The sequence below is a fragment of the Celeribacter sp. SCSIO 80788 genome (assembly GCF_051054295.1).
Taxonomy (GTDB): Bacteria; Pseudomonadota; Alphaproteobacteria; order Rhodobacterales; family Rhodobacteraceae; genus Celeribacter.
In genome coordinates this window covers 658,881-683,219 of the sequence record NZ_CP150482.1, presented here as the reverse complement: position 1 = coordinate 683,219, position 24,339 = coordinate 658,881, and the positions used below count along the sequence as shown (strand labels likewise).

Here is a 24,339-nt window from a genome sequence, read left to right as displayed (position 1 = left end):
AATGACCGACAACGACAAACTGACTTCCTCATCGTCTATCGAACTCTTGTCATTCCGCGTTGGCGGTCAGGACTACTCGGTGGACATCATGTCCGTGCGCGAAATTCGCGGCTCCGCCAAGGCGACGTCCCTGCCGCATGCCCCCTTCTTCGTCAAAGGGGTCATCAACCTGCGCGGCACCGTATTGCCGATCATCGATCTGTCGGCGCGCCTCGGATTGCAGACCGGTGAGGATTCCGAACGCAACGTCATCATCGTGGTCGATCTCGGAGAACGCACCGTTGGTCTTATGGTCGATGCCGTGTCCGATATTCTCGCCATTCCCTCCGAGGAGATGCAGCCGCCGCCTGATCTCGCCGCAGATGACGCCCGCACCTTCGTATCTGCCCTGACCATCGTGGACGGACGGATGATCCGTATTCTCGATCTGGAAGCCGTCATGCCTCCGCAGGGCGAGGAGGTCGCTTGAGCGAATTGTCCCCCATAAGCGGCCGTCCCAAAATGGCAAGCTCCATCTCGGATCGTGCCTTTGCGCGGATCGTCGCCATTGCGGCCAGAGAGGCAGGCATCGTGCTTGCGCAATCCAAGGTCTCGATGGTGAAATCTCGCCTGAGCCGCCGTCTGCGCGCCCTGAACATTCCGAGCTTCGACGCCTACCTGGATTTCCTCGAGACCTCCAAGGACAAGCAGGAGATGGAGAATTTCATCTCCGCACTCACCACGAACGTGTCGCATTTCTTTCGGGAAAACCATCACTTTGACTATCTGAGTACCACCATCATTCCGCATCTCCGCAAGAAGCTTGCGACCGGGGGCAAAGCGCGGATCTGGTCGGCGGGCTGCTCAAACGGGCAGGAACCATATTCCATTGCGATGACGATCCTCAAGGAAGCCCCGGACCTCGCCAAGAAGGATCTCAAGATTCTGGCGACAGATATCGACCCCGAGGTCCTCGTGCGGGCGAAAAGCGCGCAGTATATCGGGTCTCTGACCACGGGGTTGAGCGATGAGATGATCAAGGCTTTCTGCACATCCTCCGAACAGGAGGGCGAAACCGCACTGACGCTCAAATCGGACGTCAGGAACATGGTCGCGTTCCGTCAGCTCAATCTGCATGCCGAATGGCCCATGAAGGGCAAATTCGATCTGATTTTCTGCCGCAACGTCGTGATCTATTTCGACGAACAGACGCAGGCCCGGCTATTCCGGCGCTTTGCCGACATTCTCGAACCCGGAGGTTGGTTAATGCTCGGTCACTCGGAGCGCCTGAGCGAGAGTGCAGCACCGCTTTTTGAAAATGCGGGCGTCACCACCTACAAAACGAAGCAAAATGCTCTGCTCCTCCCTTCGCTTGAGGCGCAGGCCCCAAAAGGAACGGTCTGATGGCACTGCGGGATCAACTTCGCGTCATGGTCGTCGATGATATGTCCACAAGCCGCGGGCTTATCACCAACGCTCTGGATTCTTTCGGCATTCGCAACGTCGCCAGCGCGGCGGATGGCCCCTCCGCCCTGCAAAAACTCGCGACCACCCCGGTGCATCTCGTGATCTCCGATTACAACATGCCCGGTATGGATGGTCTGCAACTTTTGCATGCCTTGCGCTCGAACGGCTCCACGCGCGGCATCGGCTTCCTGCTGATCACCGGGCGTGCCGATCGTGAAATCATCGACATGGGCAAACGTCTCGGCATGAACAATTTTCTCAAGAAGCCCTTTGATCCGAACGGTCTGCGATCTGCAATCGAAGCCATCGTGGGAAAACTCTGATGTCGCCGATCCCAGCACATTCCGTGCCGCAAGACAGTTCGAATGAATCTGCGTCCATTCCCCTGAAAACGTTGAACAAGCGTATTCAGGATGAAATGGTCACGCTCGTCATCCTGGCCGCGGAGGTCCAGATTGCGCTGGGGCCGACACTTGCGGAAGCCAAAAGCCTCTCCCCGGCGGTGCAACGCAGCCTTCAGGCGATCGACCGCCTGCATCAGACGCTTGACGATCTGCAACGGGTGATGGGGCATCTGTCCGGTCAGGCCGAACAGGAGCTGGTGGAAATCAACCCTTTGAGCGAGGTCATCCGGCTGCGCCATCTCGCTCACAAATTATTCGACAATATCGACGCGCCTTTCGCCCTTTCGGAAGACGACTCCGGGGAAATCGCCTGGTTCTGAACCTTTCTCCTCAAGCAATCACTTCACCTCGAACCTTCACAGTCTCAGCATCCAGATCTGACTGAAGAAACGTCCCGATCGTGCAGCGCACTGTTAAGAAGACCTCTGAACCAAGCCAGAAAAACAGGCCATACGGAACCGACCCGATACCGTTTAAAAGAGAGAGTGATATAGAATTAAAGAGCACCTGTCTCCACAGACACTCTGTTTTGCGCCCTTGAGATTGCCCGCCTATTCGACAGGAAGGTCTCCGGTTTTCGCCCGGAGTTCGCGTAGACTATGCGCACGACAAAGACAACGGAACGCAAGCGCCACCTGCGCCGTGCCGAACTGTCGTGCTCAGCGACGATAACAGCGGGAATGATTGCCGAAGCCCGCGGGTGAACAGATCCAGGAGCCGGAGCCTTGTGGCATCGGGGATGTCGTGGTCATGTCGGCATCCGCGACCTCCTTGCCAGCCGCGAGCCAGTCAAACCGGGTGTTGCCGCTGCCGCCGACCGTAGTCTTTTGCGCGCCCGTTTCGGTCTGCGAGGCCAATACCGGATTGCCCGCGGCCATCACGGCCACTGCGAAGGCGGCGGTCAGAACCGCTCTGGATAAAACGCCTTTGCGACACACATGGGGAATAGATTTCGTAAACACGAACATTGCTCTGCCTCCTTTGCGCGGCCTCGTCCAGCACAAGGGCAGAGACAGGTCCGTCGTTCTCTCGTTACCCCGTGATTGGTAAAAACGAGGTTACAGGTCAAGAAGGTCATGAGTTCGTCACAAGCATGGCAGCATTGTGTCAGACGCGAATGACGGATGTGATCCGGATAAAATCAAATAGCTTCAAAAGATTGCACAGAACAAAAGAAATGGGCGGTTTTTCGCCGCCCATTCGCTTATGTCGCAATTTAGAGCAAAACGCCCATGATCAGGTCATTTAAGAACCTGATTTTTGATCCGCCAGTCCGGCTGACCAAAGCCTTCCGGCCACGGGTAGACTTCCGGGTAGTTGAAGTAGACGACACCGACCAAAGCCGGATAATCGGCGTTTTCGACCCGCACGGTGTTCTTCCAGTTCTCGACGTACCCCGCCTGCCCGACATAGCCCAACTCGGCCACCACGACCGGCTTACCAAAGGCCTGCGCGCGTTCGTAACGCGGTGCGAAAATCTCGTCATAGGTCCGGTCATGACCGTATTTCGCCTGATCCCAAGCCTGAAGCCCAAAGACCGACAGCCCGACCAGATCGGCATATTCATCGCCCGGATAGTATTGCGCCATTTTCTCATCGCCCAAAGGCGACCACATCAGGTTGATGTTCGGCGCGTCTTCCTTGCAGAGATCCGTCATCCGACGGTAGGCGGCAATGTAATCGTCCGGATCCCAGCCCGCCCAGATGAACTGACCGCTCTCGTCGTCCATCTCATGCATGAACCGCAGCGTCACCGGGCTTTTCAGCGTGCCCAGAACCTGACAGACCGCATGCATATTGCCGTCGTAAGTGCCGTTGAAAATCCCCTCACGCAGATAGCGCGCGGTGTTGCGTTCGCTCCGGGACCAAGTCCAAGGCTCCAGCGTCACCAAAAGCGCGCGCTGACGTTCCAGCGCGTAAGCATCGGCATCGTTCAGCGACGGAAGGTACACGTCCTCCCATGGCAGGAACAAATGCTCGACGGTCACAGCCCCGTCGCGGGAGAAATCCCCGTCCGGGTCATAGGCCCCGAACGGCACCTGCCCCGGCGGCGATTGCGCAAAGCCCATACTCAGAAGCCCCGACAGGACCCCTATCCCAAGACCGGCGCCCAGCGCCTTCATCATCCGTTTTGTCGACATGTTCATCATCGCTCCCTCCCTTTCAGGGCGCTATGTCCCCAAACCATTCCGGTGCGAATTCCAGATGCACATCCCCCGGTTGGCCCTGACCCGCACCGGCGACCACGTACTCGACTTTCATGACTTGCAGAGGCTCGAGTCCGTAAGACAGGGCAAGGAGACCCATCTGTCCCCTCAGCATAACAGAATTGGCGAAAAACGCCATGATCACTATCAAAACAGCACTTTGCAGCGCCAGTTTCGGGGTAAAATTCCGCAATTTGATACGGTTTTCCCGAATGTGGTGAAGGATCGCCACAGAGAGCAGGATCACATAGATCACCGCGTTCAACAGCGTCAAAAGATAGAACCCCGGCGCCACCACGAGATGCGCGCGCAGCATGACCGGAAGGATCGCGCCCAGCGCCAGAACCGCGTACACCATGATGATCCGCATGGGCATGGTGGCCTGCGCTGCTGCCCCCTTGGGCGTGATGCGGAAATCCACGAAATGCCCGGAGATCCGATCTCGCACCGCCATGGCAACGCCCCAAAGCACCCATGGCCATTGCAGGGCGACGAAGAGGATTTTCTCCCAGGCGAGAATCTTCGCATTCATCGGTCGCAACAACCCGTCGCGTTTCAGCCCCCGCACGATCACAAGCGGGATCAGCGCCATCGGGAAACTATGGGCGATAAAGGACGGATACGTGACATCGGCATAAGTGAAATCGAACAGCACCGCCAGAACCGGCGCGACATAGGCCATGGCCATGGCCAACGCGAAGAACACGTACCAGAGCTGGCAAAGCAGGAAGAGCGCCTTGAGCCGGAGCGGCAGGTGCGGCAGGTAATCGGGCGTATAGCGCAGCAGGAGCGACACGAGCGAACGCGACCACTGGAATTCCTGCGTCACCAGATCCGGCAGCGTCGTCGGCCCGTCGCCCAGCGCGATCGCGTCGATGGCATGAACCCCACGCCATCCGGCCGCCGAGATCAACATGGTGGTGGAATGATCCTCCGCCAGTTCCGGCCCAAGCCCCCCCGCCTCTTTCAACGCTCTCGTCCGGACCGCGTAATGCGATCCGATGCACATCGGGGTCAGAAGACGCGTGTAACCCGCCTGAAAGATGCCATGGAATGCCGCCTCGACATAAAGCCTGGTGCGCGCCGCCCAGTGCCCCTTGGCATTGGCACCACAGATCGAGGGAGCCGAGACATAGCCCACCTCCGGATCGGCGAAGGGTCGTACCATCTCGCGCAAGTATCCGGGTCCCGGCACATGATCCGAGTCGAGCTGGGAGACGATGTCGTAAAGCCGATAGCCCCATGTGTCGTAGAAATAGGCCAGATTGCCTTCTTTGCAGCGGGTCCGGCGCGGCCATTCCTTTTGGTGATAAACCGCAAGTCCGTGGCGCGACGAGATATGCACCCCATGGGCAGCACACCAGTCGGTGACCTCGCGTGTCGGCTGTTCGTCGGCGAGCCATGTGTCATGGGGGTAATCCTGCCCCAACATCGCTTCGAGCGTGGGCCGGATCACCTCGAAGGGTTCCGAGGGCGTCTTCGTCACGATCATCGCCACCCGGTAAGTCCCCGGCACGGGATCAGGCGCGGCGGAGCGATGTGCGGCGAGGAAGATCACCATGAAATAGGCCTGCATGCTCCAGACCCAGACCAACCCGAGGGTGATCAACCCGAAGCGGACGACGCCCCCCACATGCGCGGGTTCGAGCCACCAGATCCAGAACCACAGAGAGGCCAAGAACCAGAGCACCGCCAGAAAGCCGTACCAACGCCTGCGCCCTCGCGAGAACAGTGGGGCGAGCATCGGTCGAGGCGCGAGGGCCGGGTGCCGGGGCACGGGGCGCTCCGCAGATTGGGCAGAGGGTTTGGACATCACAGGCTTGACCATCACTCATGCGACCTTCGGCGCCTCCGCGGGTTTCTCAGCAAACCAAGGTGCGGCATGACCGACAATCTCGTCGATCTGTCTCCACCGAGCCTCAAAACCAAGCGCCTCATGCGCCCGGGACGGATTGGCCACCAGTTCCGGCGGATCGCCCGCACGTCTCGGACTGTCGATATGCGGCACGGCATGCCCCGTCACCCGTTCAACCGCATCGAGGATCTCCTGCACGGACGTCCCCTTGCCGGTGCCGAGGTTGAGCTTGAGCGGCCCCGCCCCTCCACGCAGCGCATCGAGGGCGAGCACATGGGCCCGCGCGAGATCGCTGACATGAATGTAATCGCGCACACAAGTGCCATCCGGCGTCGGGTAATCCGTACCAAAAACCTGAAGCGGCGCGCCGGTGCCTTGGGCGGCCATCAGCGCCAGCGGAATAAGATGGGTTTCCGGGTCATGGCGTTCGGACAGCTCGAACTCCGGGTCCGACCCTGCCGCGTTGAAATAGCGCAGGGCAACGAAGTTCAGCCCCCAAGCCGTGGCGGCATCTTCCATCATCCATTCGCAGATCAGCTTCGAGCGCCCATAGGGGTTGATCGGCACCTGCGTCATGGTCTCGTCGATCGGGACACACTCCGGCACGCCGTAAGTGGCACAGGAGGAGGAGAACACCAGTGTCTTCACCCCGACCTGCTGCATCGCCCCCAGAAGCCCGATCATGCCCCCGACATTGTTGTCGTAATACATCTGCGGCTCCTGCACACTTTCGCCGACATAGGCGAAAGCCGCAAAATGGATCACCGCGTCGATGCGTTCGTCTTTCAGCACCTGCGCAAGATGCGCCTCGTCACGCATATCCCCTTTGACAAGCGGCCCCCAACGCACTGCATCGGCATGCCCGCGCGACAGGTTGTCATAGACCACAGGCACCACCCCTGCCCGGCTCAGCGCCTTGCAGCAATGCGACCCGATATACCCCGCGCCGCCGGTGACGAGCACGCGCGTGGGTGTGGACGAAATCTGTGTCATGCCGCACCTCCCCCCGCGAGCAGATTGATCACATTCCCGGAGCCAGCCTGTTCCTGAGACAATTCCAGCTCTTTGCTGAAATACGTCACCGTCGGCACGAGCCCTGCGCGCAACGACACTTGCGGCGCCCAGTTCAGCAGGGTTCTCGCTCGCGTGATGTCGGGACGCCGTTGTCGCGGGTCGTCTTTCGGCAGATCGCAATAAACCGCGCCGCCGTGCCCCGGGATCATCTTTTGCACCAGACGCGACAACTCGTTCATTGTGAACTCGCCCGGATTGCCGAGATTGACCGGCACAGCGCCGCAGGTTTCGCATTCCATCAGCGCCATCAGCCCTTCGAGCATGTCGTCGATATAGCAGAAGGAGCGCGTCTGTTCGCCCGTGCCGTAAATCGTCATCGGCTCGCCCTTGAGCGCCTGCACGATGAAGTTGGAGATCACCCGCCCGTCCTCCGGGTCCATCCGCGGTCCGTAGGTGTTGAAAATCCGCGCCACGCGCACATCGACGCCGCGCGTCACATGCATATCGTGGAACAGGGTTTCGGCGGCGCGTTTGCCCTCGTCATAGCAGGACCGCGGCCCCATCGTGTTCACCAGCCCGCGATACTCCTCGTTTTGTGGCGAGACATCCGGATCGCCATAGACCTCGGAGGTCGAGGATTGCAGCACGCGCGCACCTTTTTTCGATGCCAGTTCAAGAAGATTGAGCGCCCCCATGACCGAGGTCTGGAACGTGTGGATCGGGTCTTTCTGGTATTTCGGCGGCGAGGCCGGGCAAGCCAGATTGTAAATCCGGTCCAACTGCCCCTTGATACTGAACGGCTCGACGATGTCATGCAGGAAAAATCGGAAGTCCGGCTCCGACATCAGCGCGCCAATATTCGACAAGCGTCCGGTTTCCAGATTGTCGACGCAGATCACCCTATTTCCCTGCGACAACAACCGTCGACACAGGTTGGACCCGATAAAACCGGCACCGCCCGCGACAAGGACAACCCTTTGTGCAAAATGCTGTTCACTGGATACAAGACTGAATTGCGGATCAAACCGCTTCACGTTGGAGCCCATCTCCCCCTCCTGTCACCCTGATCCCTATAAAGCCCCCGCAGCAGAGACATCAGAGCCGTTTGTGCTAAACGTCTATATTTTACATCATAGCCCAAAAATCGGCGTTGATGTGTCTCAATATAACCATAATTTGAAATACACCTTTATGGTTAACATGCTGCAAAGCCGTACAAATCAGCGCTGCACCGCGTCGAATTCCTGCATGAAACCCTTGTCTTAATCCCCCACCTGTACCGGGCCAGAAAGCACCCCAGCACCTCCCAAAGCGCCCATCAAAGACTGAGCCAGCTCTGCTCCACCACGGCCTCCATGGCAACGTAGCTCGTGGTCGAACTGATATACGGCAGGGCGGAAATTTTCTCGGCCATGATCTCGCGATAATGTGCCATATCGCGGGAGCGCAACTTGATCTGGTAGTCGAACCCCCCGGCGATCATATAGCACTCTTCGACCTCCGGAATACTGCGCACCGCCGCGTTGAACTCTTCCAAAGCCTTTTGGCGCGTGTCCGAAACCCGCACCTCGATATAGGTCACATTGGTGAGCCCGAGCTTGAGCGGCGAGAGGATCGCCCGATAGCCGGTGATCAGCCCGACATCCTCCATCTGTTTGATCCGATAGGTCACAGGCGTCTTCGACAGACCTACCTTTTTAGACAGTTCCGTGATCGGGATTCTGGCATTGGCGACCAGCGCTTCGAGAATTTTCTGGTTGGTCGCATCCAATTCGAAATTCATACTAAATCTCCCCTGATTTTAGGTCATATCGTCTAGTATTACGCCAAAAATAGAGCCTTCGTCTAGAAATTATCCGGTACATGTGGCGAAACTCCAGCTCCAGAGGTCAATATGGCTACTCCCTCCTTCCCTGCCCTTGGCTTTGCCGCGAAATACGCTCCTGAGAATCAGTTGCTCGACCGGCTGATCACCGAGGCCGCGATTTCGCCCGAAACCCGTGCCGCCATTTCCGCCCGCGCCGTGACCCTCGTGAAACGCATCCGTACCGAGGCCAAGCCGACGCTCATGGAGCATTTCCTTGCCGAATACGGGCTCTCGACCCGCGAAGGCGTGGCGCTCATGTGTCTTGCCGAAGCCATGCTGCGCGTGCCGGACAGCTTTACCATCGACGCGCTGATCGAAGACAAGATCGCGCCGTCGGAGTGGAACAAACACATCGGCACCGCCGCCTCCTCGCTGGTGAACGCCTCCACTTGGGCTTTGATGCTCACCGGCAAGGTGCTCGACGACAATCAACCCGGTGTGGCGGGCACGCTGCGCGGCGCGGTCAAACGTCTGGGCGAGCCGGTCATTCGCGCCGCCGTCGGGCGCGCGATGAAGGAGATGGGCCGTCAGTTCGTCTTGGGCGAGACCATCGAAGGCGCGTTGAAACGCGGCGAGGCCCGCGAGAAACAGGGCTTTACCTATTCCTTCGACATGCTCGGCGAAGCCGCCCGGACCAAGGCCGATGCGGATCGTTACGCCAAGGATTACGCCGACGCCATCGCCGCCATCGGCAAACATGCCGCCCATGATACGATCGTCGACAACCCCGGCATTTCGGTGAAATTCTCCGCCCTGCACCCGCGTTACGAAGTGGCGCAGGAAGCACGCGTGATGTCCGAGCTTGTGCCGGTTCTGACCCGCCTCGCCCGTCAGGCGAAAGACGCGGGCATCGGGTTCCATGTCGATGCCGAAGAACAGGACCGTCTGGTGATCTCCTTCAAAGTGATCGAAGCCGTGCTCTCCGACGATTATCTCGCCGGGTGGGAAGGGTTCGGCGTCGTGGTGCAGGCTTACGGCAAACGCGCCGCCCCGGCGATTGATGCGCTCTACGACATGGCGAAACGCTATGATCGCAAGATCAACATCCGCCTCGTCAAAGGCGCCTATTGGGACACGGAGATGAAACTCGCGCAGGTCACCGGCCAGCCGGGTTTCCCGCTCTATACCTCCAAAACCGCGACCGATGTGTCCTATGCCTGCCTCGCCCGGAAACTCTTCGGCATGGGCGATCACATCTTCCCGCAATTCGCCACGCACAACGCCCATACGGTTGCGACCATCATGGAGCTTGCCGAGGGGCGTCCCTTTGAGTTCCAGCGCCTTCACGGCATGGGCGAGCGTCTGCATGACATCACGCTGAAGGAAACCGGCGGCCATTGCCGCATCTACGCCCCCTGCGGCGCGCACCGCGATCTTCTGGCCTATCTCGTCCGTCGCCTGCTGGAAAACGGCGCGAACTCCTCCTTCGTGCACCAGATCGTCGATGAAAGCGTGCGCCCGGAAGACATCGCGAAAGACCCGTTCGAAGCCTTGGCCAGCGCCAAAGCCCCCTCGGGCCTCGTGCATCCGGCGCAGATCTTCAGCGGCGACCGCGTCAATTCCAAAGGCTGGGACCTCACCGACGATGGCGTTCTGGCGGAGATTTTCGCCGCCCGTGATGTGGCCCTGCCGAATGCGCACCCGCTCACCGTCGCAGCCCCGACCGGCACGGCCCAACCGGTGACCAATCCGGCCACGGGCGAGACCATCGGCGAAGTGATCGAGGCCGACAAAGCCACCGTCGACGTCGCGCTCGACAATGCCCGCACCTGGACCGCCCCCGCCGCCGAACGCGCCGCGGTGCTGCGCCGTGTGGCCGATCTCTATGAGGCCAATTACGGCGTGCTCTTCGCCATTCTCGCCAAAGAAGCCGGGAAATCCCTGCTCGACGCCGTGGGCGAAGTGCGCGAGGCGGTCGATTTCCTGCGTTACTACGCACAGGAGGGCGAAAACGACCCGCGCGCGCCCCGTGGCATTGTGACCGCGATCAGCCCGTGGAACTTCCCGCTCGCCATTTTCACCGGCCAGATCTCTGCCGCGCTGATGGCCGGGAATGCCGTTCTCGCGAAACCTGCCGAACAGACGCCGATCATCGCCACCAAAGCCATCGCCCTGATGCATGAGGCCGGTGTGCCGCGCGAGGTGCTGCAACTCCTGACCGGGCGCGGCGCGACCGTCGGCGCGGCGCTGACCTCGGACAAGCGCGTCAAAGGCGTGGTCTTCACCGGCTCCACCGACACGGCCCAGCGGATCAACCGCACCATGGCCGAGCATCTCGAACCGGGCACGCCGCTGATCGCCGAAACCGGCGGGCTCAATGCGATGATCGTCGACTCGACCGCTCTGTCGGAGCAGGCCGTGCGCGATGTCGTGGCCTCGTCCTTCCAATCCGCCGGTCAGCGCTGTTCCGCGCTGCGCTGCCTCTATCTGCAGGAAGACAGCGCGCCGCATGTGATCGAGATGATCAAAGGCGCGATGGATCAGCTCACCGTCGGAAACCCGTGGGATCTGACCACCGATGTCGGTCCGGTGATCGACCGCGAAGCACGCGACGAGATCGCGGGCTATGTGGCGCAGAAATCCAACAGCATCATGCACCAGATTGCCGCCCCTTCCGAGGGCACGTTTGTGGCGCCGACGATGCTCAAGGTCTCCGGCATCAACGATCTGGAGCGCGAAATTTTCGGCCCGGTTCTGCACATCGCGACCTTCAAGGCCCGCGATCTCGACAAGATCGTCGCCGAGGTCAACGCCCGTGGCTTTGGCCTGACCTTCGGTCTGCACACGCGGATCGACGAGCGGGTGCAAAACATCTCCGAGGCGATCCACGCCGGCAATATCTACGTCAACCGCAACCAGATCGGCGCGGTCGTCGGCTCGCAGCCCTTTGGCGGTGAAGGTCTCTCCGGCACCGGTCCGAAAGCCGGCGGCCCGCTCTATCTTGGCCGTTTCTTCGCCCCCGAACCGGGGCTTGCGGAGGCGGGCAAGTTCGAGCGCGGGGCCGATCTCAAGGCGTTGCGCGAAGCGCTGGCCAAACCGGTCGAGACCAAGCTCGAAGAGCGCCTGATGCCCGGGCCGACCGGTGAGATGAACCGTCTCGCCTTCTACACCCGCCCGGCTGTGCTCTGCCTCGGACCGGGGGCGGATGCTGCCAAGGCGCAGGCCGCGGCCGTCGAGGCTCTGGGCGGGATCTCCATCGCCTTTGGCGGCACGCTCTCCGCGAAAGACCTTGCCGCGCTCGATGGCTTCTCCGCCGCCCTCTGGTGGGGCGATGCCGAGACGGCGCGGGGCTTCGCCAAGGCGCTGGCCTCGCGCGATGGGGCGATCCTGCCCCTGATCACGACACGGCCCGACAAGGCCCATGTCGCCCATGAGCGCCACCTCTGCGTCGACACCACGGCGGCGGGCGGCAACGCGGCACTTCTGGCGGGCTGAACGGCGCCACCTCGAGATCATCAATAAAAGGGCGCGGGAAACCGCGCTCTTTTTATGTTTATGCTGGGGGCCGGACTTTTATGGTCTTTCATCCTGACTTTGCAGGAACCGAATGAGACCGCTCGGTATTGTTGAAGAGGGCTCAGCAGGCAACATCCGTTGCAACCTTCCTTATGGCCTTCACCGCAGCCGAAACATCAAACGCACGTCCGGTATGATCTGAACCGCGTACAGCTCCGCACGACGGTCATTTTCCGGGACTTTCGGTGAAATTTTCACCAGAGACGCTTTCGAAATCACCCTTGCGACATCGCGCAAACCATGGTTGTCTCAAGTTTGAGACGACCTCTTTGTCAGCTTTCCGATCTGGCAAAGCACATCAAAGCAGATTTCCAGCGAGTCCAGAGTGGAAGAGACCCAGATCAATTTCCAAGACATCGGCGCACGGCTCAAGGCACATCGCCTCGGCCGCAACCTCTCCCCGGAGGAGCTTGCGACCCGGCTGAACATTTCCCGCGCCGCCCTTTACCGGGCCGAAAAGGGTGAAATCGCCAAAATCGACATGCTCGCAGCCATCGCCCATGAGTTGCACGTTTCGCTGCCCAGCCTTCTCGGCGTCGGCATCGAATATGTCGACAATGCCGTCAGCTTTTTCGAACGCATGCGCCAGATCGAGGAGGATTGCGAGCAGATCATCGGCCTGTTCAGCCCGATTTCCTATCTGGTCACGACCGACCGCTACGACAGCGTCCTCAAGGATGTACTGAGTGAATCGGTGCCCGGCTCAGAGCAGCAAGACATTGCGAAAATCCTCGACATTCTGGCAAAGAGAAAGGCGCGCTTTGCCCAGAGACGCCCGCTTCTGGCCTCGATCATCTCGGATGCGGACATTCGGAAATTCCTGCGCGAGGGTCTTGAGGGCAGCCCGGAATTGCCCCCCGAGATTCGCGACCACCGTCGCCGCATGGCGCTGGCCGAGGTGGAACATATCGTCGAAATGCTGCGCGCACCCGACATCGGTATCCAGATCGGCGTCGCTCGCGAACCCATCCCCTCCACCTCTTTCCAGATCATGCGCCAGGCCGGACGCTCGATCCTGACGATCAGCCCCTTCCGCCTTGGCCACAACCCGAACATCCGCATCGGCGTTGGCCTGATTACCTCCGCCCCCGAAGCCCTTGAGTTGCATGAAGGCATTGCGGAACGGCTCTGGAACAGCTCCCTCAAAGGTCGGGAAGCGGCGGAGCATGTTGAAAATCTGATCGCCAGAGAAGGCCTCACGCCCTGAATATTCGCCCAAAAATTCACCATTAAATTAAATCATCTGGTCAAAATCAAATTTCGTCTCATTTTTTAGACTTTTTTATTGACCTACCCTCCGCTTTCGGGAGTCTATGATTTCCAGAACCAAACCAACCGGGAGCGCCCCATGTCTCAACCCAAACCCCTTCTGTCCGCCGTGCTGCTGGCCGGTCTGGCGCTGGCCAGCCCTGCGCTTGCGCAGGACTACGTGGCCCGCATCGGCCATCTCGAAAGCACGCAGCAAAGCCGCCACATCTATCTCGAAAAGGTGGCTGAACTCGTTTCCGAGCGCACGGACGGCGATGTGGAATTCCAACTCTTTCCGCAGGGGCAGCTCGGCAACCAGCGCCAAATGAACGAAGGCGTGCAGCTTGGTACGCTTGAGGCGACCGTCGCCCCCGCCGCCTTCCTCGGCGGCTTCAATCCGCTGGTGTCGATCCTCGACATCCCCTACCTGATCCCCGAAGACGCCGACAAAGCCGCAGCCCTGCGTGACGGCCCCTTCGGTCAGGCACTGCTCGACAGCTTCTCCGACAAGGGCATGGTTGCAATCGACCTCTGGCCCAATGGCAAGAAACAGTTCACCTCCAACGAACCGCTCGACACACTTGCCGATTTCGCAGGTCAGAAATTCCGCGTCATGGACAGCTCGATCCTGATTGAACAATTCAACGCACTTGGCGCCTCCGCCATCGCGCTGCCGTTCGGTGAGCTTTACACCTCGCTGCAAACCGGCGTTGTGGACGGCGAGGAAAACCCGCTCGACACCATCAAGGCGATGAAATTCTACGAGGTACAAAAGAACCTCGTGGTGTCCGATCACGGCGCGATGGAGGATGTGATCCTCTTCAACCCGATGTTCTGGGACAGCCTGCCGGAAAACTACCAGACCATCATCAAAGACGCGTTCGCCGAGGTGATCCCCGAGCTGACCGCGCACAAAGCCGCCGCCGTCGAGGCTGCTCTTGAGACCATCAAGGAAGCCGGCACCAATGTGCGCGTCGCCGACGAGGCCGAGCGCGCCGAGTTCCGCGACGTGATGTTCGGTCCGGCCTCTGCCGCCTATGTCGCCAAAACCGGCGATGCGGGCCAGACGCTGCTGGACATCTACACCGAAGCCTACGGCAAGCTCTGAAACTGACGGCCCCGGTTCCCCTTCCGGGTCTCTCCGCTCCGCATCCGTTTTGAAATGGATGCGGAGTACGTTTTTCCACGGTGATCGAAAGCCCCTCTCATGAAAGCTCTCAATCTGCTTCGAACGGTCGAAAGATCCGTTCTCATCGCCCTTTTCCTGATCATGGTGTTTCTCTACACCGGCTCGGTCGTGACCCGCGAAATCGGCGGCACGTTTGCCAGTCGTTTCGCCTGGATCGAAGAAGCGGTGCGGATCATGAACCTGTTTCTGGTGTTTCTGGCCCTTGGGCTGGCGCTTGAGCGGGGCAAACATGTGGGCATCACCAATATGCGCGATCGCCTGCCCGCCCCACTTCTCAAAGCACTCCTGAAACTGATTGATGTCGTTGGGCTTTGCGTGAGCCTTTATGTGGCGTGGCTGGCGCTCGATCTGGTGCAATTCGTGCTCAAATCCGGCCAGAAATCCCCCACGCTCGGCGTCCCCATGGGCGTGATCTATCTCGCCCCCGTTGCAGGCTTCCTGCTTTTGGGGTTGCGCTACGGTCTCAGCCTTATGGGTCTCATCGACCGCTATCAGGAGGCCACCGAATGATCTTCGCCCTCATCATCATCCTCGCCATTCTCCTTTTGGTGGCTGGCTTTGAAATGCTCCTCGTGCTGAGCATCCCGGCCCTCGCCTACAAAGAAGCCTTCTACGCCCGCCTGCCCGACGCGGCGGTGGTGCAGAAGATCGTCGGCGGCATCGATCATTCGACGCTTCTGGCGATCCCGTTCTTTATCTTTGCGGCCAATCTCATGGGCTCCGGCCAGATCGCGAGACAACTGATCTCCGTCGTGAAGGCGCTTGTCGGCCACACCAAAGGCGGCATGGGTCATGTCGTCGTCGGCGGCTCCATGGCGTTTGGCGCGGTCTCCGGCTCCGCCCCCGCCACGGTCGCCGCCATGGGCCGCATGGTTTACCCGGAACTGCGCCGCGCAGGCTATTCCGATAAATTCAGCCTCGGGCTTTTGGTCTCCTCCGCCGAAACCGCGCTTTTGATCCCGCCCTCGATCACGCTCATTGTCTATGGCTGGATCACCGGAACCTCGATCTCGAAACTCTTCGCGGGCGGTCTTGCCGTCGGCGTTCTGCTGGGCTTCGCCTTCTCCGTCTATGTCCGCATCCAAGCGGCGCGCGACGGCGTCACGCACGATGCGCGCCTGCCCTGGCCCGAGCGGTTCAAAGCGATCTGGGAGGCGAAATGGGCGCTCGGCATGCCGGTGATCATCCTGGGCGGCATCTATTCCGGCTTTATCACCCCCACAGAGGCCGCCGCCGTCAGCGTGGTCTATGCGATCCTCGTCGAGATGTTCGTGTTCCGCGCGCTCGATCTCAAAGGCCTCGCCAAAATCACCGAAGACAGCGCCGTCAACACCTCGATCATCTTCGTGCTTCTGGCCATGGGCGGGCTGATTTCCTTCTTCGTCACACTAGCGCAGGTGCCGAATGAGATTATCGCATTTCTCGAGGCCTCTGGCGCGGGCAAGATCACCTTCCTGATCGCCGTCAACGTGCTGTTCTTCGTGGCGGGCATGTTCATCGATCCGAACTCGACGCTTTTGGTGCTGGTGCCGCCGCTCTACCCGGTCGCCATGAGTTTCGGCATCGACCCGGTGCATTTCGGCATGCTGGTGACGCTGAACGTGAGCCTCGGGATGATCACGCCGCCCTTCGGTCTCGACATCTTCGTCGCCTCCTCGACGCTGAACAAACCCGTGGCCGACATCATCCGCGGCGTCTGGCCCTTCGTGCTGGTGAACCTGATCGTGCTCTTGCTGATCACCTATATTCCGCAAATCTCCCTCTTCATTCCCAAGCTGATCTACGGCTAACCCGAGGCAGACAAATGACCCACATTCCGACCACCGTGTCCGTCCCTGTTCCGCAGGGGCTCCGGCCCCGCTGTGCCGAAGCCACCTGTGTCGTGCGCTCTAATACCCCTGTGAATGGCGAATATCGCCTGCTCACTCTGGATGCGCCCGAGGCCATTCTCGAGTGCCAACCGGGGCAGTTTTTCCAACTCTTGTGCCCGGCACCCGAGGGGGAATCCCCCTTCCTGCGCCGCCCGATGAGCATCTACGGCTATGACAAAGCCGCTGGCCGTCTGGAATTCCTCTACAAGATCGCGGGCGCGGGCACGCGCGGCCTTGCCACGCTGCGTCCCGGTGATGCCTTCAATGTGCTCGGGCCCTTGGGCCATGGGTTCTCCATGCCCGAAAACTGGCAAAATCTGATGCTGGTCGCGCGTGGTGTGGGCCTTGCCACCCTCGCGCCTCTGGCCCGCATGGCGCAGGAAAAGGGCCGCAAACTGACCGCGATCTGTTCGGCGCGACGTCCGGACTTGGCCATGTCGGTCGATCTGTTCGAAAGCTACGGCGCCGAGGTGATCGTGGTGCATGACGAGGACGGCAGCTCCATGCCCGAGGCACTCCGCCCGCTGATCGAGGCGCGTATCACCCGTGGAGAAGTGGACGCCTTCTACACCTGTGGCTCCTCGCGCCTGTTGCGCCTGTTGCAAGACCTCGGCGACACATACGGCATCCCCGGCGAGATCGCCATGGAACAGCAAATGGCCTGCGGTCTCGGCATGTGTCAGGCCTGCGTGCGCAGTTTCCGGGTCGGCGACCGCATCATTCAGCGCCGCGTCTGTCGCGAAGGCCCGGTGTTCCCGATTTCGGAGGCAATCTAATGAAAGACCTGCACACTCCTGATCTCAGCGCCCGGATCGGCGCGCTGACGCTCAAGAACCCGATCATGCCCGCCTCCGGCACGTTTTCCGAAGACCTCGCCGATGTCTTCGATCTCGATGTTCTGGGCGCGCATGTCCTCAAGACCATCATGCACGGCACCCGTGCGGGCAATCCGACGCCGCGGGTCTGTGACATGCAATCGGGCATGATCAACGCCATCGGCATCCCCTCCAAGGGCATCGACTATTTCCGCGATGAGATGCTGCCCTATTGGGCCGGGTTCAAAGCCCCGCTCGTGGTGTCGATCTCGGCGCATTCGATGGATGAGTTCGCAAGATTGTGTTCCGAGGTCAGCCTGCCGGGCGTCACCGCGATCGAGGCGAATATCTCCTGCCCGAATATCGAGGCCGACGGCAACGCCTTTGCCATGCGCCCCGACACGACGCATGAGGTCGTGACCCGCCTGCGGGCGGAAACCGACCTGCCACTCTGGGCGAAACTCACGCCCAACACCGGCGAGCCGGTCGAGGTGGCCCGCGCCGCCGAGAACGCAGGCGCCAACGCGCTTGTCACCGCCAACACCATGCTGGGCATGTCCATCGACATCGGCACACGTCGCCCGCGGCTTGGCAATGTCATGGGCGGCATGTCGGGTCCGGCGATCAAACCCATCGCGCTCAGGATGACCTATCAATGCGCGCGTGCCTGCGAGATTCCGGTGATCGGTTGCGGCGGGATTTCCACATTGAACGATGTTTTGGAATTCCTCATTGCAGGGGCGCGCGCGGTTCAGATCGGCACCGCGACGTTCCAATCTCCGACCGTCATGGCCCGCCTCATCACGGAGCTTGAGGACTGGATGACGGCGCGCGGTATCGCCTCGCTCGACGAGATCATTGGCTCCATCGAAGCGCCCGAAGCCGGGGTGTTCGAATGAAACACCACCGCACAGAAGAACTGGCCGATCTGGCGACCGGGATGTTCGAAGACATTCGCGCGCTCAGCCGCGATGCCGCCGGTGTCAGCCGTCCGGCCTTTTCCTCTATCGAGACGGAAACGCTTGATTATCTCGCGACCCGCGCGCGCGCCGAAGGTTTGTGTGTTACTGAAGATACGGGGCGTAATCTTCTGTTTTCACTACCAGAACACAAAAACTCCGACAGCTTCACCATCATTGGCAGCCATGTGGACAGCGTTCCCATGGGCGGGAATTACGACGGGCTCGCGGGCGTGATTGCCGGGCTGATCGTCCTCATCGCCGCGCGCCGGGGGCGGCGCCACCTGTCCCGTCCGGTCAAGGTTCTCGCGATGCGCGGCGAGGAAAGCGCGTGGTTCGGGGCCTGTTACATCGGTTCGAAACTTTTGACCGGCACCCTGCCCGAGGGGGAATTCAACGCCGCACATAAGGGCGACGGTCGGCCACTCAGGGCGCATCTCGAAGACCTCGGCATCGACATCGTGCCGGTCAAGGCGCATCGGCCGCTCTGCGATCTGAGCCGGATCGAAGCCTATCTCGAACTGCATATCGAACAGGGTCCGCTTCTGGTCGAACGCAACATCCCCGCCGCCGTCGTCACCGGCATTCGCGGCAATTTCCGCTATCGCGACAGTCGCTGCATCGGTCAGGCCGGGCATTCCGGCGCCGTGCCGCGCGCCTATCGCCATGACCCGGTGCTGGCCTTTGCCGAGTTGATGCACCGGCTCGACGGCACCTGGCAGCACCTGCTCAACACCGGTCAGGACCTCGTGCTGACCTCGGGCGTCGTCGGTACAGATCCGACCCGGCATGCCATTGCCCGCATCCCCGACGAGATCGGATTTTCCCTCGACATCCGCTCGCAGGATACCGAAACGCTCGACCGGATGCGCGCCTATCTCAAAGGCGAAATGGCCGACATCGCGCGCTCCCGCGGCGTGCGCTTCGAGCTTGGCCCGGAGGTGGCGGTTGCCCCGGCACTCATGGACCCGAAACTGGTCGCAAAATTGGAAACAGCCATGGAGAAAGTCACCGGCGAGGCATTTTCCATGGCCTCGGGCGGCGGCCATGACGCCGCGATCTTCGCGCAGGCGGGCGTGCCCTCCGGCATGGTTTTCGTACGCAACAGAAACGGTTCGCACAACCCCGACGAGGCAATGGAGATCGCCGATTTCATGGTGGGCGTGGACATTCTCTCAACCTTTCTGGAGGCCTCACGATGACAACACCCACGATGCCTTTGAGCCCCGAGACCCGTGCCGATTTCGCCCGGCGCACGGCACTTGCCCTTCTCGACATTCGCGCCGTCGAAGTCGCGGGGGAGCGGCCTTTTATCCTGTCATCGGGCATCGCAAGCCCGGTCTATATCAACGTGCGCAAAGTCATCTCCGTCCCTGCCGTGCGCGAAAAGCTTATGGGATTTGCCACCGAGGTGATCGACGCGGAGATCGGGCGCGACCGGATCGACGCCATCGCAGGTGCCGAAACCGCCGGCATTCCCTTTGCCGCCTGGATCGCCGCCGAGACCGGTCTTCCGATGCAATACGTTCGCAAACGCGCACAGGGGTTTGGCCCCGAGGCGCAGATCGAAGGGCTCTGGGAGACCGGTCAGCGCGTGCTTCTCGTGGAAGATCTGACCACCGACGGCGCCTCGAAACTGCGGTTCTGCCAAGCCCTGCGGGCGGCGGGGCTGGTCGTCGAGGACGTGTTCATGCTGTTCCAGTACGACATCTTCCCCGAAACCCGTACGGCCATGGCGCAGGCGGGCATCCGGCTCCATGCGCTCGCCACCTGGAAAGACATTCTCGACGTGGCCCGCGCGCATGACCGTTTCACCCCGGAACAACGCGATATGATCGCCGCATTCCTCGACAACCCGCTCGACTGGTCGGCCGCTCATGGCGGTGCGCGCAGCCTGACATTCTAAACCCGATGTTCTAAGGAGACACCGATGTTCACTTTCCTCCTCGATCTGATCACCGAAAAAGGCCGGGGCATCCACGCCTATGCCGCCGCCTCGAAAGCCGCCTTCGCGCACGCGCTCGAGGAACCGGATCACGCCGCCGCTTTCTATTTTCTTGCCACCAGCGCCGAGCATTTCGTCGACCTGCACGAGCGTCAGCCGCTGTCGGGCGAAGAGCTCGACCGGAATTTCACCGCCTTTCAGGACGACATTCATGCACTGGACGCGGTGGCGCAAGCCGATAAGGCCAAGCAACTCGAAACCCTCAACGCCGTCGTGACGGCCCGCATCGCCCGCAACCTCTGAGGGCGTCAGAGGCGCTCAGGCCTCGGCAATTGCGGCGAAGGCCCCGGCAAGATCGGGGCCCGACAGCCCCTTGCCCACAAGCGCCGAGAGCAACAAACGGGCCTTCACTGCGGAAAGATCCCCCGCCAGAAGCGCGCCTTGGGCCAGCAGCGTGACGCCGCCGCTGTCCTTGCCGTAAATCGCCTGCGTGCGGCCTTCGTGACAGCGGGACGCCACCACGACCGGGCATCCCGAGGCGACGAGACGCGCCGTGGCATCGGCGAAGCCTTTGGGGGCATTGCCCCGTCCGAAGGCGGAGAGCACGATCCCCGTCGCCCCCGCCTGCCCCGCCAGTTCCATCAGCCGGGGCGAAGTCCCGAGGCCCAGCGCGATCAGCTCCACATCCGGGTCGAGCGCAGAGGTCTCCAGCGCGACACGCGCCTTGGCCGGACGGGTGTAGAGATGCACCTGCCCGTGATCCACCTCTCCGAATTTGCCAAGCCCCACGGAGCGGAAGGTGTCGACGCGGGAGGTATGGGCCTTGGTGACATAGCGCGCGCCATGGATGTCGCCCTCGAACAGGATCACCGCCCCCACGCCCGTGAGATCGGCACTTGCGGCGGCACAGATCGCATCAAAGATGTTGCGCGGACCGTCCGTGTCGGGCTGTCCGGCATGGCGCTGCGCGCCGGTGAAGACCACGGGCTTGTCGCTTTTGACCAGAAGCCAGGCGAGAAAGGCGCTTTCCTCCATCGTGTCGGTGCCATGGGTGACGACAACGCCGTCCACATCGTCCCCGGCGAGCACCTCGTCGATCCGGCCACAAAGCCGGTTAATGGTCGCCAGATCGAGCGCATAGCTGCCCGCCGCCTCGAAATTCTCAACCGTGACGGAGATGCCTTCGAGCGGTTGGTGCAGGCTTGCCAGCAAGGTTTCGCCGCTCAACCCGGCATTGACGGCACCTGCGGTTTTATCGGCGGCGGAGGCGATGGTTCCGCCCGTGGCGATCAAGACGACATGTTTCATCGGTGTCTTTCCATAGGAGTTAAGCGATTGTTATGGGGGGTGTGCTGTGCAGCCACGGATCACAGGCCGCATCAACTGGCGCGGCGCTGGACACGGGCCTTGCCCGCCGCGAGATCGACAAGTTCGTTCCAGCGGCGCACGACGTAATTGTGTTCATCCATGGTCGAGTTCCAGATCGCGATATGATGCGCCCGGTCCTGACGCGAGCCGCCGGAGCGGGTTTCGCCCGCCCGGATTGCGGGGCGCCCGGCCACATCGTTCAGCTCATGGGCCGCAGGGAGCCCCTCATACCAATAATCCCATTCCGCCTGAGGCATATGCGCCTTCACACGTTCGGAGACGGACATGTAATAGCCCTGCCGGGCCACCACGGAACCGGCATAGCCGTCGAGATACCAGTTCAGCCAGTCATAGGCCCTGTCGAGTTTTGCGTCCTTCAGGAGGCGCGACAGGCACATCCCGCCATGCCAGGCACGATAGCCTTCGATCGGGCGGGCCTGACGCACATGCACACCGCGCCGCTTCATCTCGACAATCGTCGGCGACCAGATCGAAGCCAGTTTAAGCTCGCCGTCCAGAAACCGCTCCACCGGATCGTTTGCCCGAAGCCAGAACGGGCTCAGATGGCCGGAGTGAATGAGGCTCTTGCCATGCGCAACCAAGACGTCGATCTCCGCCACGGACATATTGCCCATGTTCTCGAATTCCATCTGCCCGGAGGCAGACAGAGCCAGCGCCAGATCGAACAGGCCAATCGCCGGTTCATCGACCAGAGACACCCGCCCTGCCCATTGCGGATCGAGAAGCGCGGCCCAGCTTCGAACATCGCGGTCGACATCGAGCCCCGACGTCTCAACCCCGAAACTGTCGAAATTGTAAAAGGTCGGCAGCATGGAAATCCGCCCGCTCGGGCTCTCGGACAGAGTCATGTCGTGCTGCACGAAGAGGCGCGAAGCGGGCACATCGCCCAGCGCCTGACGCCCGCTCGTGCCCATGATCCGCGACAACTCGTCGAGATCGTTCCAATGGCTGATCCGGCGGGTGTCGATGGCCTGCACCGCACGCCAGTACCAGACGATGTCGAGATTGTGGAAACACTGGTCGTATATGTCATAGCTCGACGGATCGAGCGCGGCGGTGCGTTGCGCGCTGTTGAAATCCATCTCGATGAATTCCAGCGGAAAGCCGAGATCCGCCTCCGCGCGATCCTTGAGAAAGCGCCACGGCTGGATTTCGGTCGTCAGGATGCGAAGCGGTTCCGTCATCAGGCGGCGGCCCGGACCCCGGAGAGTCCCATGAACGCGGCAAAGCTGCGGCGGATCTGTTCGGGCGACAGCCCTTCGAGAATGAACACCAGACGCGACTGTCGCGGCCCCTCCGGCCAATGCGTCATATGTGTCGGCGCATGCACGAGATGCTGCACGCCATGGACCGCAATCGGCCTGTCTTCGCCTTCGAGCGCCAAAATGCCCTTCACCCTGAAAATCCTATCGCCATGCTTATGCAGCAACAGTGTAAGCCAGGTTCCGAACATAGTCCAATTGATCTCATCCTCGATGACGAGAGAAAAGCTTGTCACGCCAAGGACATCGTCATGATGATGCGCGGCGTGAGACGCATGGTGGCGATGGCCGTGATCGTGGCTCTCATGACCACAGTCCGGCCCGCAGATGTGACCATGTGCGTTTCTGCCGAGCAGCCCCTCGGCAAAGGCCGCCGGACCAAAGCCGCCAAGGATCGCCGCCACCGGCGCCTCGCTGGTCACGATCCGCGCCGCCGGGTTGATCCGGGCCAGACGGTCGCGCAGCGCCTGATCCTGCCCCGGTTCCGCCAGGTCGGTCTTGGTCAGGACGATGCGATCCGCTGCGGCGATCTGGCGCACGGCTTCGGCGCGGTGGTCGACCTGAAGCGTCGCATTGACCGCATCGACCGTGGTCAGCACGCCGCCATTGGTGAAATGCGAGCGCAGCACCGGATGGGCGGTCAGGGTTTGCAGCACCGGATAAGGATCGGCCAGCCCGGTGGTCTCGATCACCACGCGGTCAAAGGCGATCTCGCCCCGCGCCCGCAGGCTGTCGAGATTGCCGAGCGCTTCGGCCACCTCACCGCGCACGGTGCAACAGATACAGCCGGATTTCAGCAGGATCACATTGTCGTCGATCCGATCCAGAAGATGGTGATCCAGCCCCACCTCACCGAATTCGTTGATCAGCACCGCCGCCCCTTCCATCGAACGGTCTTGCAGCAGGCGTTGCAACAGTGTGGTCTTGCCAGAGCCCAGAAAACCGGTCAGCAAAATGACAGGGGTCATCGGCGCGCCCCCTCTTCCATCCAGGCAATCAAACCCTCGTCGAGCGGATCGAAATCACGCCCAGCGAGCGCCTCGGCCTCGGGCCAGAGGTGAGACAGGGCTTCGAAGACACTGGACGCGCCCGTTGGGGAGCTCACGACATAGGAACGCCCCTGCCAGACGTCGAGTTTGAGACGGCGATAGGACAGAACCGCATTGGCCGCCTTCAGACGTCGCCCGCTCTCGGCCCGGCGGGACTGCGTATCATGGTTGCGGGTGTAAACCCCCGGACGTGCAATGGCACTGGTCCAATGATCGTCACAGCCGAGAATGCCGCACAGAGAACACATGATCCGTCCTTTCGAAATCGTCGAAAAAGACGGACGGCACAGGGGAAGGCCGTCC

24 protein-coding genes are annotated in these 24,339 nt (G+C 61.1%); 14 read left to right on the top strand and 10 right to left on the bottom strand.

Annotation, left to right across the window (positions count from 1 at the left end; genetic code table 11):
- Position 1: 1 nt before the first annotated feature.
- From V1471_RS03575 to V1471_RS03560, 4 genes are read left to right on the top strand one after another with little or no spacing between them, the layout of a single operon-like run.
- Positions 2–469 (top strand): chemotaxis protein CheW, encoded by a 468-nt coding sequence (locus V1471_RS03575; RefSeq protein WP_066704893.1) that lies wholly within the window; start codon positions 2–4, stop codon positions 467–469.
- 32 nt (positions 470–501) lie between these two features.
- Positions 502–1,383: a CheR family methyltransferase gene (locus V1471_RS03570; RefSeq protein WP_434286933.1), complete on the top strand. Its 882-nt coding sequence runs from the start codon at positions 502–504 to the stop codon at positions 1,381–1,383.
- The gene (locus V1471_RS03565; RefSeq protein WP_434286932.1) at positions 1,383–1,769 is read left to right on the top strand and encodes a response regulator; all 387 of its coding nucleotides are present in this window, start codon (positions 1,383–1,385) and stop codon (positions 1,767–1,769) included. The genes V1471_RS03570 and V1471_RS03565 overlap by 1 nt, the downstream gene beginning before the upstream one ends.
- A complete protein-coding gene (locus tag V1471_RS03560) occupies positions 1,769–2,170 on the top strand; it encodes a hypothetical protein (RefSeq protein ID WP_434286931.1) in 402 nt (133 codons plus the stop codon). The genes V1471_RS03565 and V1471_RS03560 overlap by 1 nt, the downstream gene beginning before the upstream one ends.
- A gap of 339 nt (positions 2,171–2,509) precedes the next feature.
- Here the strand turns inward: V1471_RS03560 and V1471_RS03555 are convergent, their stop codons facing one another.
- The 6 genes from V1471_RS03555 to V1471_RS03530 form a co-directional block, all read right to left on the bottom strand.
- Positions 2,510–2,818 carry a hypothetical protein gene (locus tag V1471_RS03555; RefSeq protein ID WP_434286930.1) on the bottom strand — a complete coding sequence of 103 codons (309 nt, stop codon included), beginning with the start codon at positions 2,816–2,818 and terminating at the stop codon, positions 2,510–2,512.
- Positions 2,819–3,091: 273 nt separating this feature from the next.
- The gene (locus V1471_RS03550; protein WP_434286929.1) at positions 3,092–3,997 is read right to left on the bottom strand and encodes a glycoside hydrolase family 26 protein; all 906 of its coding nucleotides are present in this window, start codon (positions 3,995–3,997) and stop codon (positions 3,092–3,094) included.
- 16 nt (positions 3,998–4,013) lie between these two features.
- The gene (locus tag V1471_RS03545; RefSeq protein ID WP_434286928.1) at positions 4,014–5,885 is read right to left on the bottom strand and encodes a glycosyltransferase; all 1,872 of its coding nucleotides are present in this window, start codon (positions 5,883–5,885) and stop codon (positions 4,014–4,016) included.
- 3 nt (positions 5,886–5,888) lie between these two features.
- Positions 5,889–6,905, bottom strand: a complete 1,017-nt coding sequence (galE, locus tag V1471_RS03540; protein ID WP_434286927.1) for a UDP-glucose 4-epimerase GalE — start codon at positions 6,903–6,905, stop codon at positions 5,889–5,891.
- The gene (locus V1471_RS03535; RefSeq protein ID WP_434286926.1) at positions 6,902–7,972 is read right to left on the bottom strand and encodes a UDP-glucuronic acid decarboxylase family protein; all 1,071 of its coding nucleotides are present in this window, start codon (positions 7,970–7,972) and stop codon (positions 6,902–6,904) included. Before V1471_RS03535 ends, galE begins: the two co-directional genes overlap by 4 nt.
- Positions 7,973–8,244: 272 nt before the next feature.
- Positions 8,245–8,709: an Lrp/AsnC family transcriptional regulator gene (locus V1471_RS03530; RefSeq protein WP_434286925.1), complete on the bottom strand. Its 465-nt coding sequence runs from the start codon at positions 8,707–8,709 to the stop codon at positions 8,245–8,247.
- Between the two features lie 111 nt (positions 8,710–8,820).
- Here V1471_RS03530 and putA point away from each other — a divergent pair, with 111 nt between their 5' ends.
- The 10 genes from putA to V1471_RS03480 all read left to right on the top strand — a co-directional run bounded on the left by putA (position 8,821) and on the right by V1471_RS03480 (position 20,639).
- Positions 8,821–12,228, top strand: a complete 3,408-nt coding sequence (gene putA / locus V1471_RS03525) for a bifunctional proline dehydrogenase/L-glutamate gamma-semialdehyde dehydrogenase PutA (protein WP_434286924.1) — start codon at positions 8,821–8,823, stop codon at positions 12,226–12,228.
- Positions 12,229–12,634: 406 nt separating this feature from the next.
- Positions 12,635–13,516 (top strand): helix-turn-helix domain-containing protein, encoded by an 882-nt coding sequence (locus V1471_RS03520; protein WP_434286922.1) that lies wholly within the window; start codon positions 12,635–12,637, stop codon positions 13,514–13,516.
- Positions 13,517–13,657: 141 nt separating this feature from the next.
- A complete protein-coding gene (locus V1471_RS03515) occupies positions 13,658–14,665 on the top strand; it encodes a TRAP transporter substrate-binding protein (protein ID WP_434286921.1) in 1,008 nt (335 codons plus the stop codon).
- Positions 14,666–14,764: 99 nt separating this feature from the next.
- Entirely contained in the window at positions 14,765–15,256 is a 492-nt protein-coding gene (locus tag V1471_RS03510) for a TRAP transporter small permease (RefSeq protein ID WP_434286920.1), read from the top strand.
- Positions 15,253–16,536 carry a TRAP transporter large permease gene (locus V1471_RS03505; protein ID WP_434286918.1) on the top strand — a complete coding sequence of 428 codons (1,284 nt, stop codon included), beginning with the start codon at positions 15,253–15,255 and terminating at the stop codon, positions 16,534–16,536. The genes V1471_RS03510 and V1471_RS03505 overlap by 4 nt, the downstream gene beginning before the upstream one ends.
- A gap of 14 nt (positions 16,537–16,550) precedes the next feature.
- The gene (locus V1471_RS03500; protein ID WP_434286917.1) at positions 16,551–17,393 is read left to right on the top strand and encodes a dihydroorotate dehydrogenase electron transfer subunit; all 843 of its coding nucleotides are present in this window, start codon (positions 16,551–16,553) and stop codon (positions 17,391–17,393) included.
- Complete coding sequence (locus tag V1471_RS03495) at positions 17,393–18,331, top strand: dihydroorotate dehydrogenase (protein WP_434286916.1); 939 nt, start codon at positions 17,393–17,395, stop codon at positions 18,329–18,331. The genes V1471_RS03500 and V1471_RS03495 overlap by 1 nt, the downstream gene beginning before the upstream one ends.
- A complete protein-coding gene (locus tag V1471_RS03490) occupies positions 18,328–19,593 on the top strand; it encodes a Zn-dependent hydrolase (protein ID WP_434286915.1) in 1,266 nt (421 codons plus the stop codon). The genes V1471_RS03495 and V1471_RS03490 overlap by 4 nt, the downstream gene beginning before the upstream one ends.
- Positions 19,590–20,297, top strand: coding sequence for an orotate phosphoribosyltransferase (locus V1471_RS03485; protein ID WP_434286914.1), 708 nt, complete (start codon positions 19,590–19,592; stop codon positions 20,295–20,297). Before V1471_RS03490 ends, V1471_RS03485 begins: the two co-directional genes overlap by 4 nt.
- Before the next feature lie 24 nt (positions 20,298–20,321).
- Positions 20,322–20,639, top strand: coding sequence for a hypothetical protein (locus V1471_RS03480; protein ID WP_434286913.1), 318 nt, complete (start codon positions 20,322–20,324; stop codon positions 20,637–20,639).
- 15 nt (positions 20,640–20,654) lie between these two features.
- On the opposite strand, the gene V1471_RS03475 is transcribed toward V1471_RS03480, so the two are convergent.
- The 4 genes from V1471_RS03475 to V1471_RS03460 form a co-directional block, all read right to left on the bottom strand.
- Positions 20,655–21,644, bottom strand: a complete 990-nt coding sequence (locus V1471_RS03475; protein ID WP_434286912.1) for an asparaginase — start codon at positions 21,642–21,644, stop codon at positions 20,655–20,657.
- A gap of 71 nt (positions 21,645–21,715) precedes the next feature.
- Positions 21,716–22,909, bottom strand: a complete 1,194-nt coding sequence (locus V1471_RS03470; protein ID WP_434286911.1) for an ABC transporter substrate-binding protein — start codon at positions 22,907–22,909, stop codon at positions 21,716–21,718.
- Complete coding sequence (locus V1471_RS03465; RefSeq protein WP_434286909.1) at positions 22,909–23,955, bottom strand: CobW family GTP-binding protein; 1,047 nt, start codon at positions 23,953–23,955, stop codon at positions 22,909–22,911. The genes V1471_RS03470 and V1471_RS03465 overlap by 1 nt, the downstream gene beginning before the upstream one ends.
- Positions 23,952–24,284, bottom strand: coding sequence for a hypothetical protein (locus V1471_RS03460; RefSeq protein ID WP_434286908.1), 333 nt, complete (start codon positions 24,282–24,284; stop codon positions 23,952–23,954). The genes V1471_RS03465 and V1471_RS03460 overlap by 4 nt, the downstream gene beginning before the upstream one ends.
- Between the last annotated feature and the right edge of the window lie 55 nt (positions 24,285–24,339).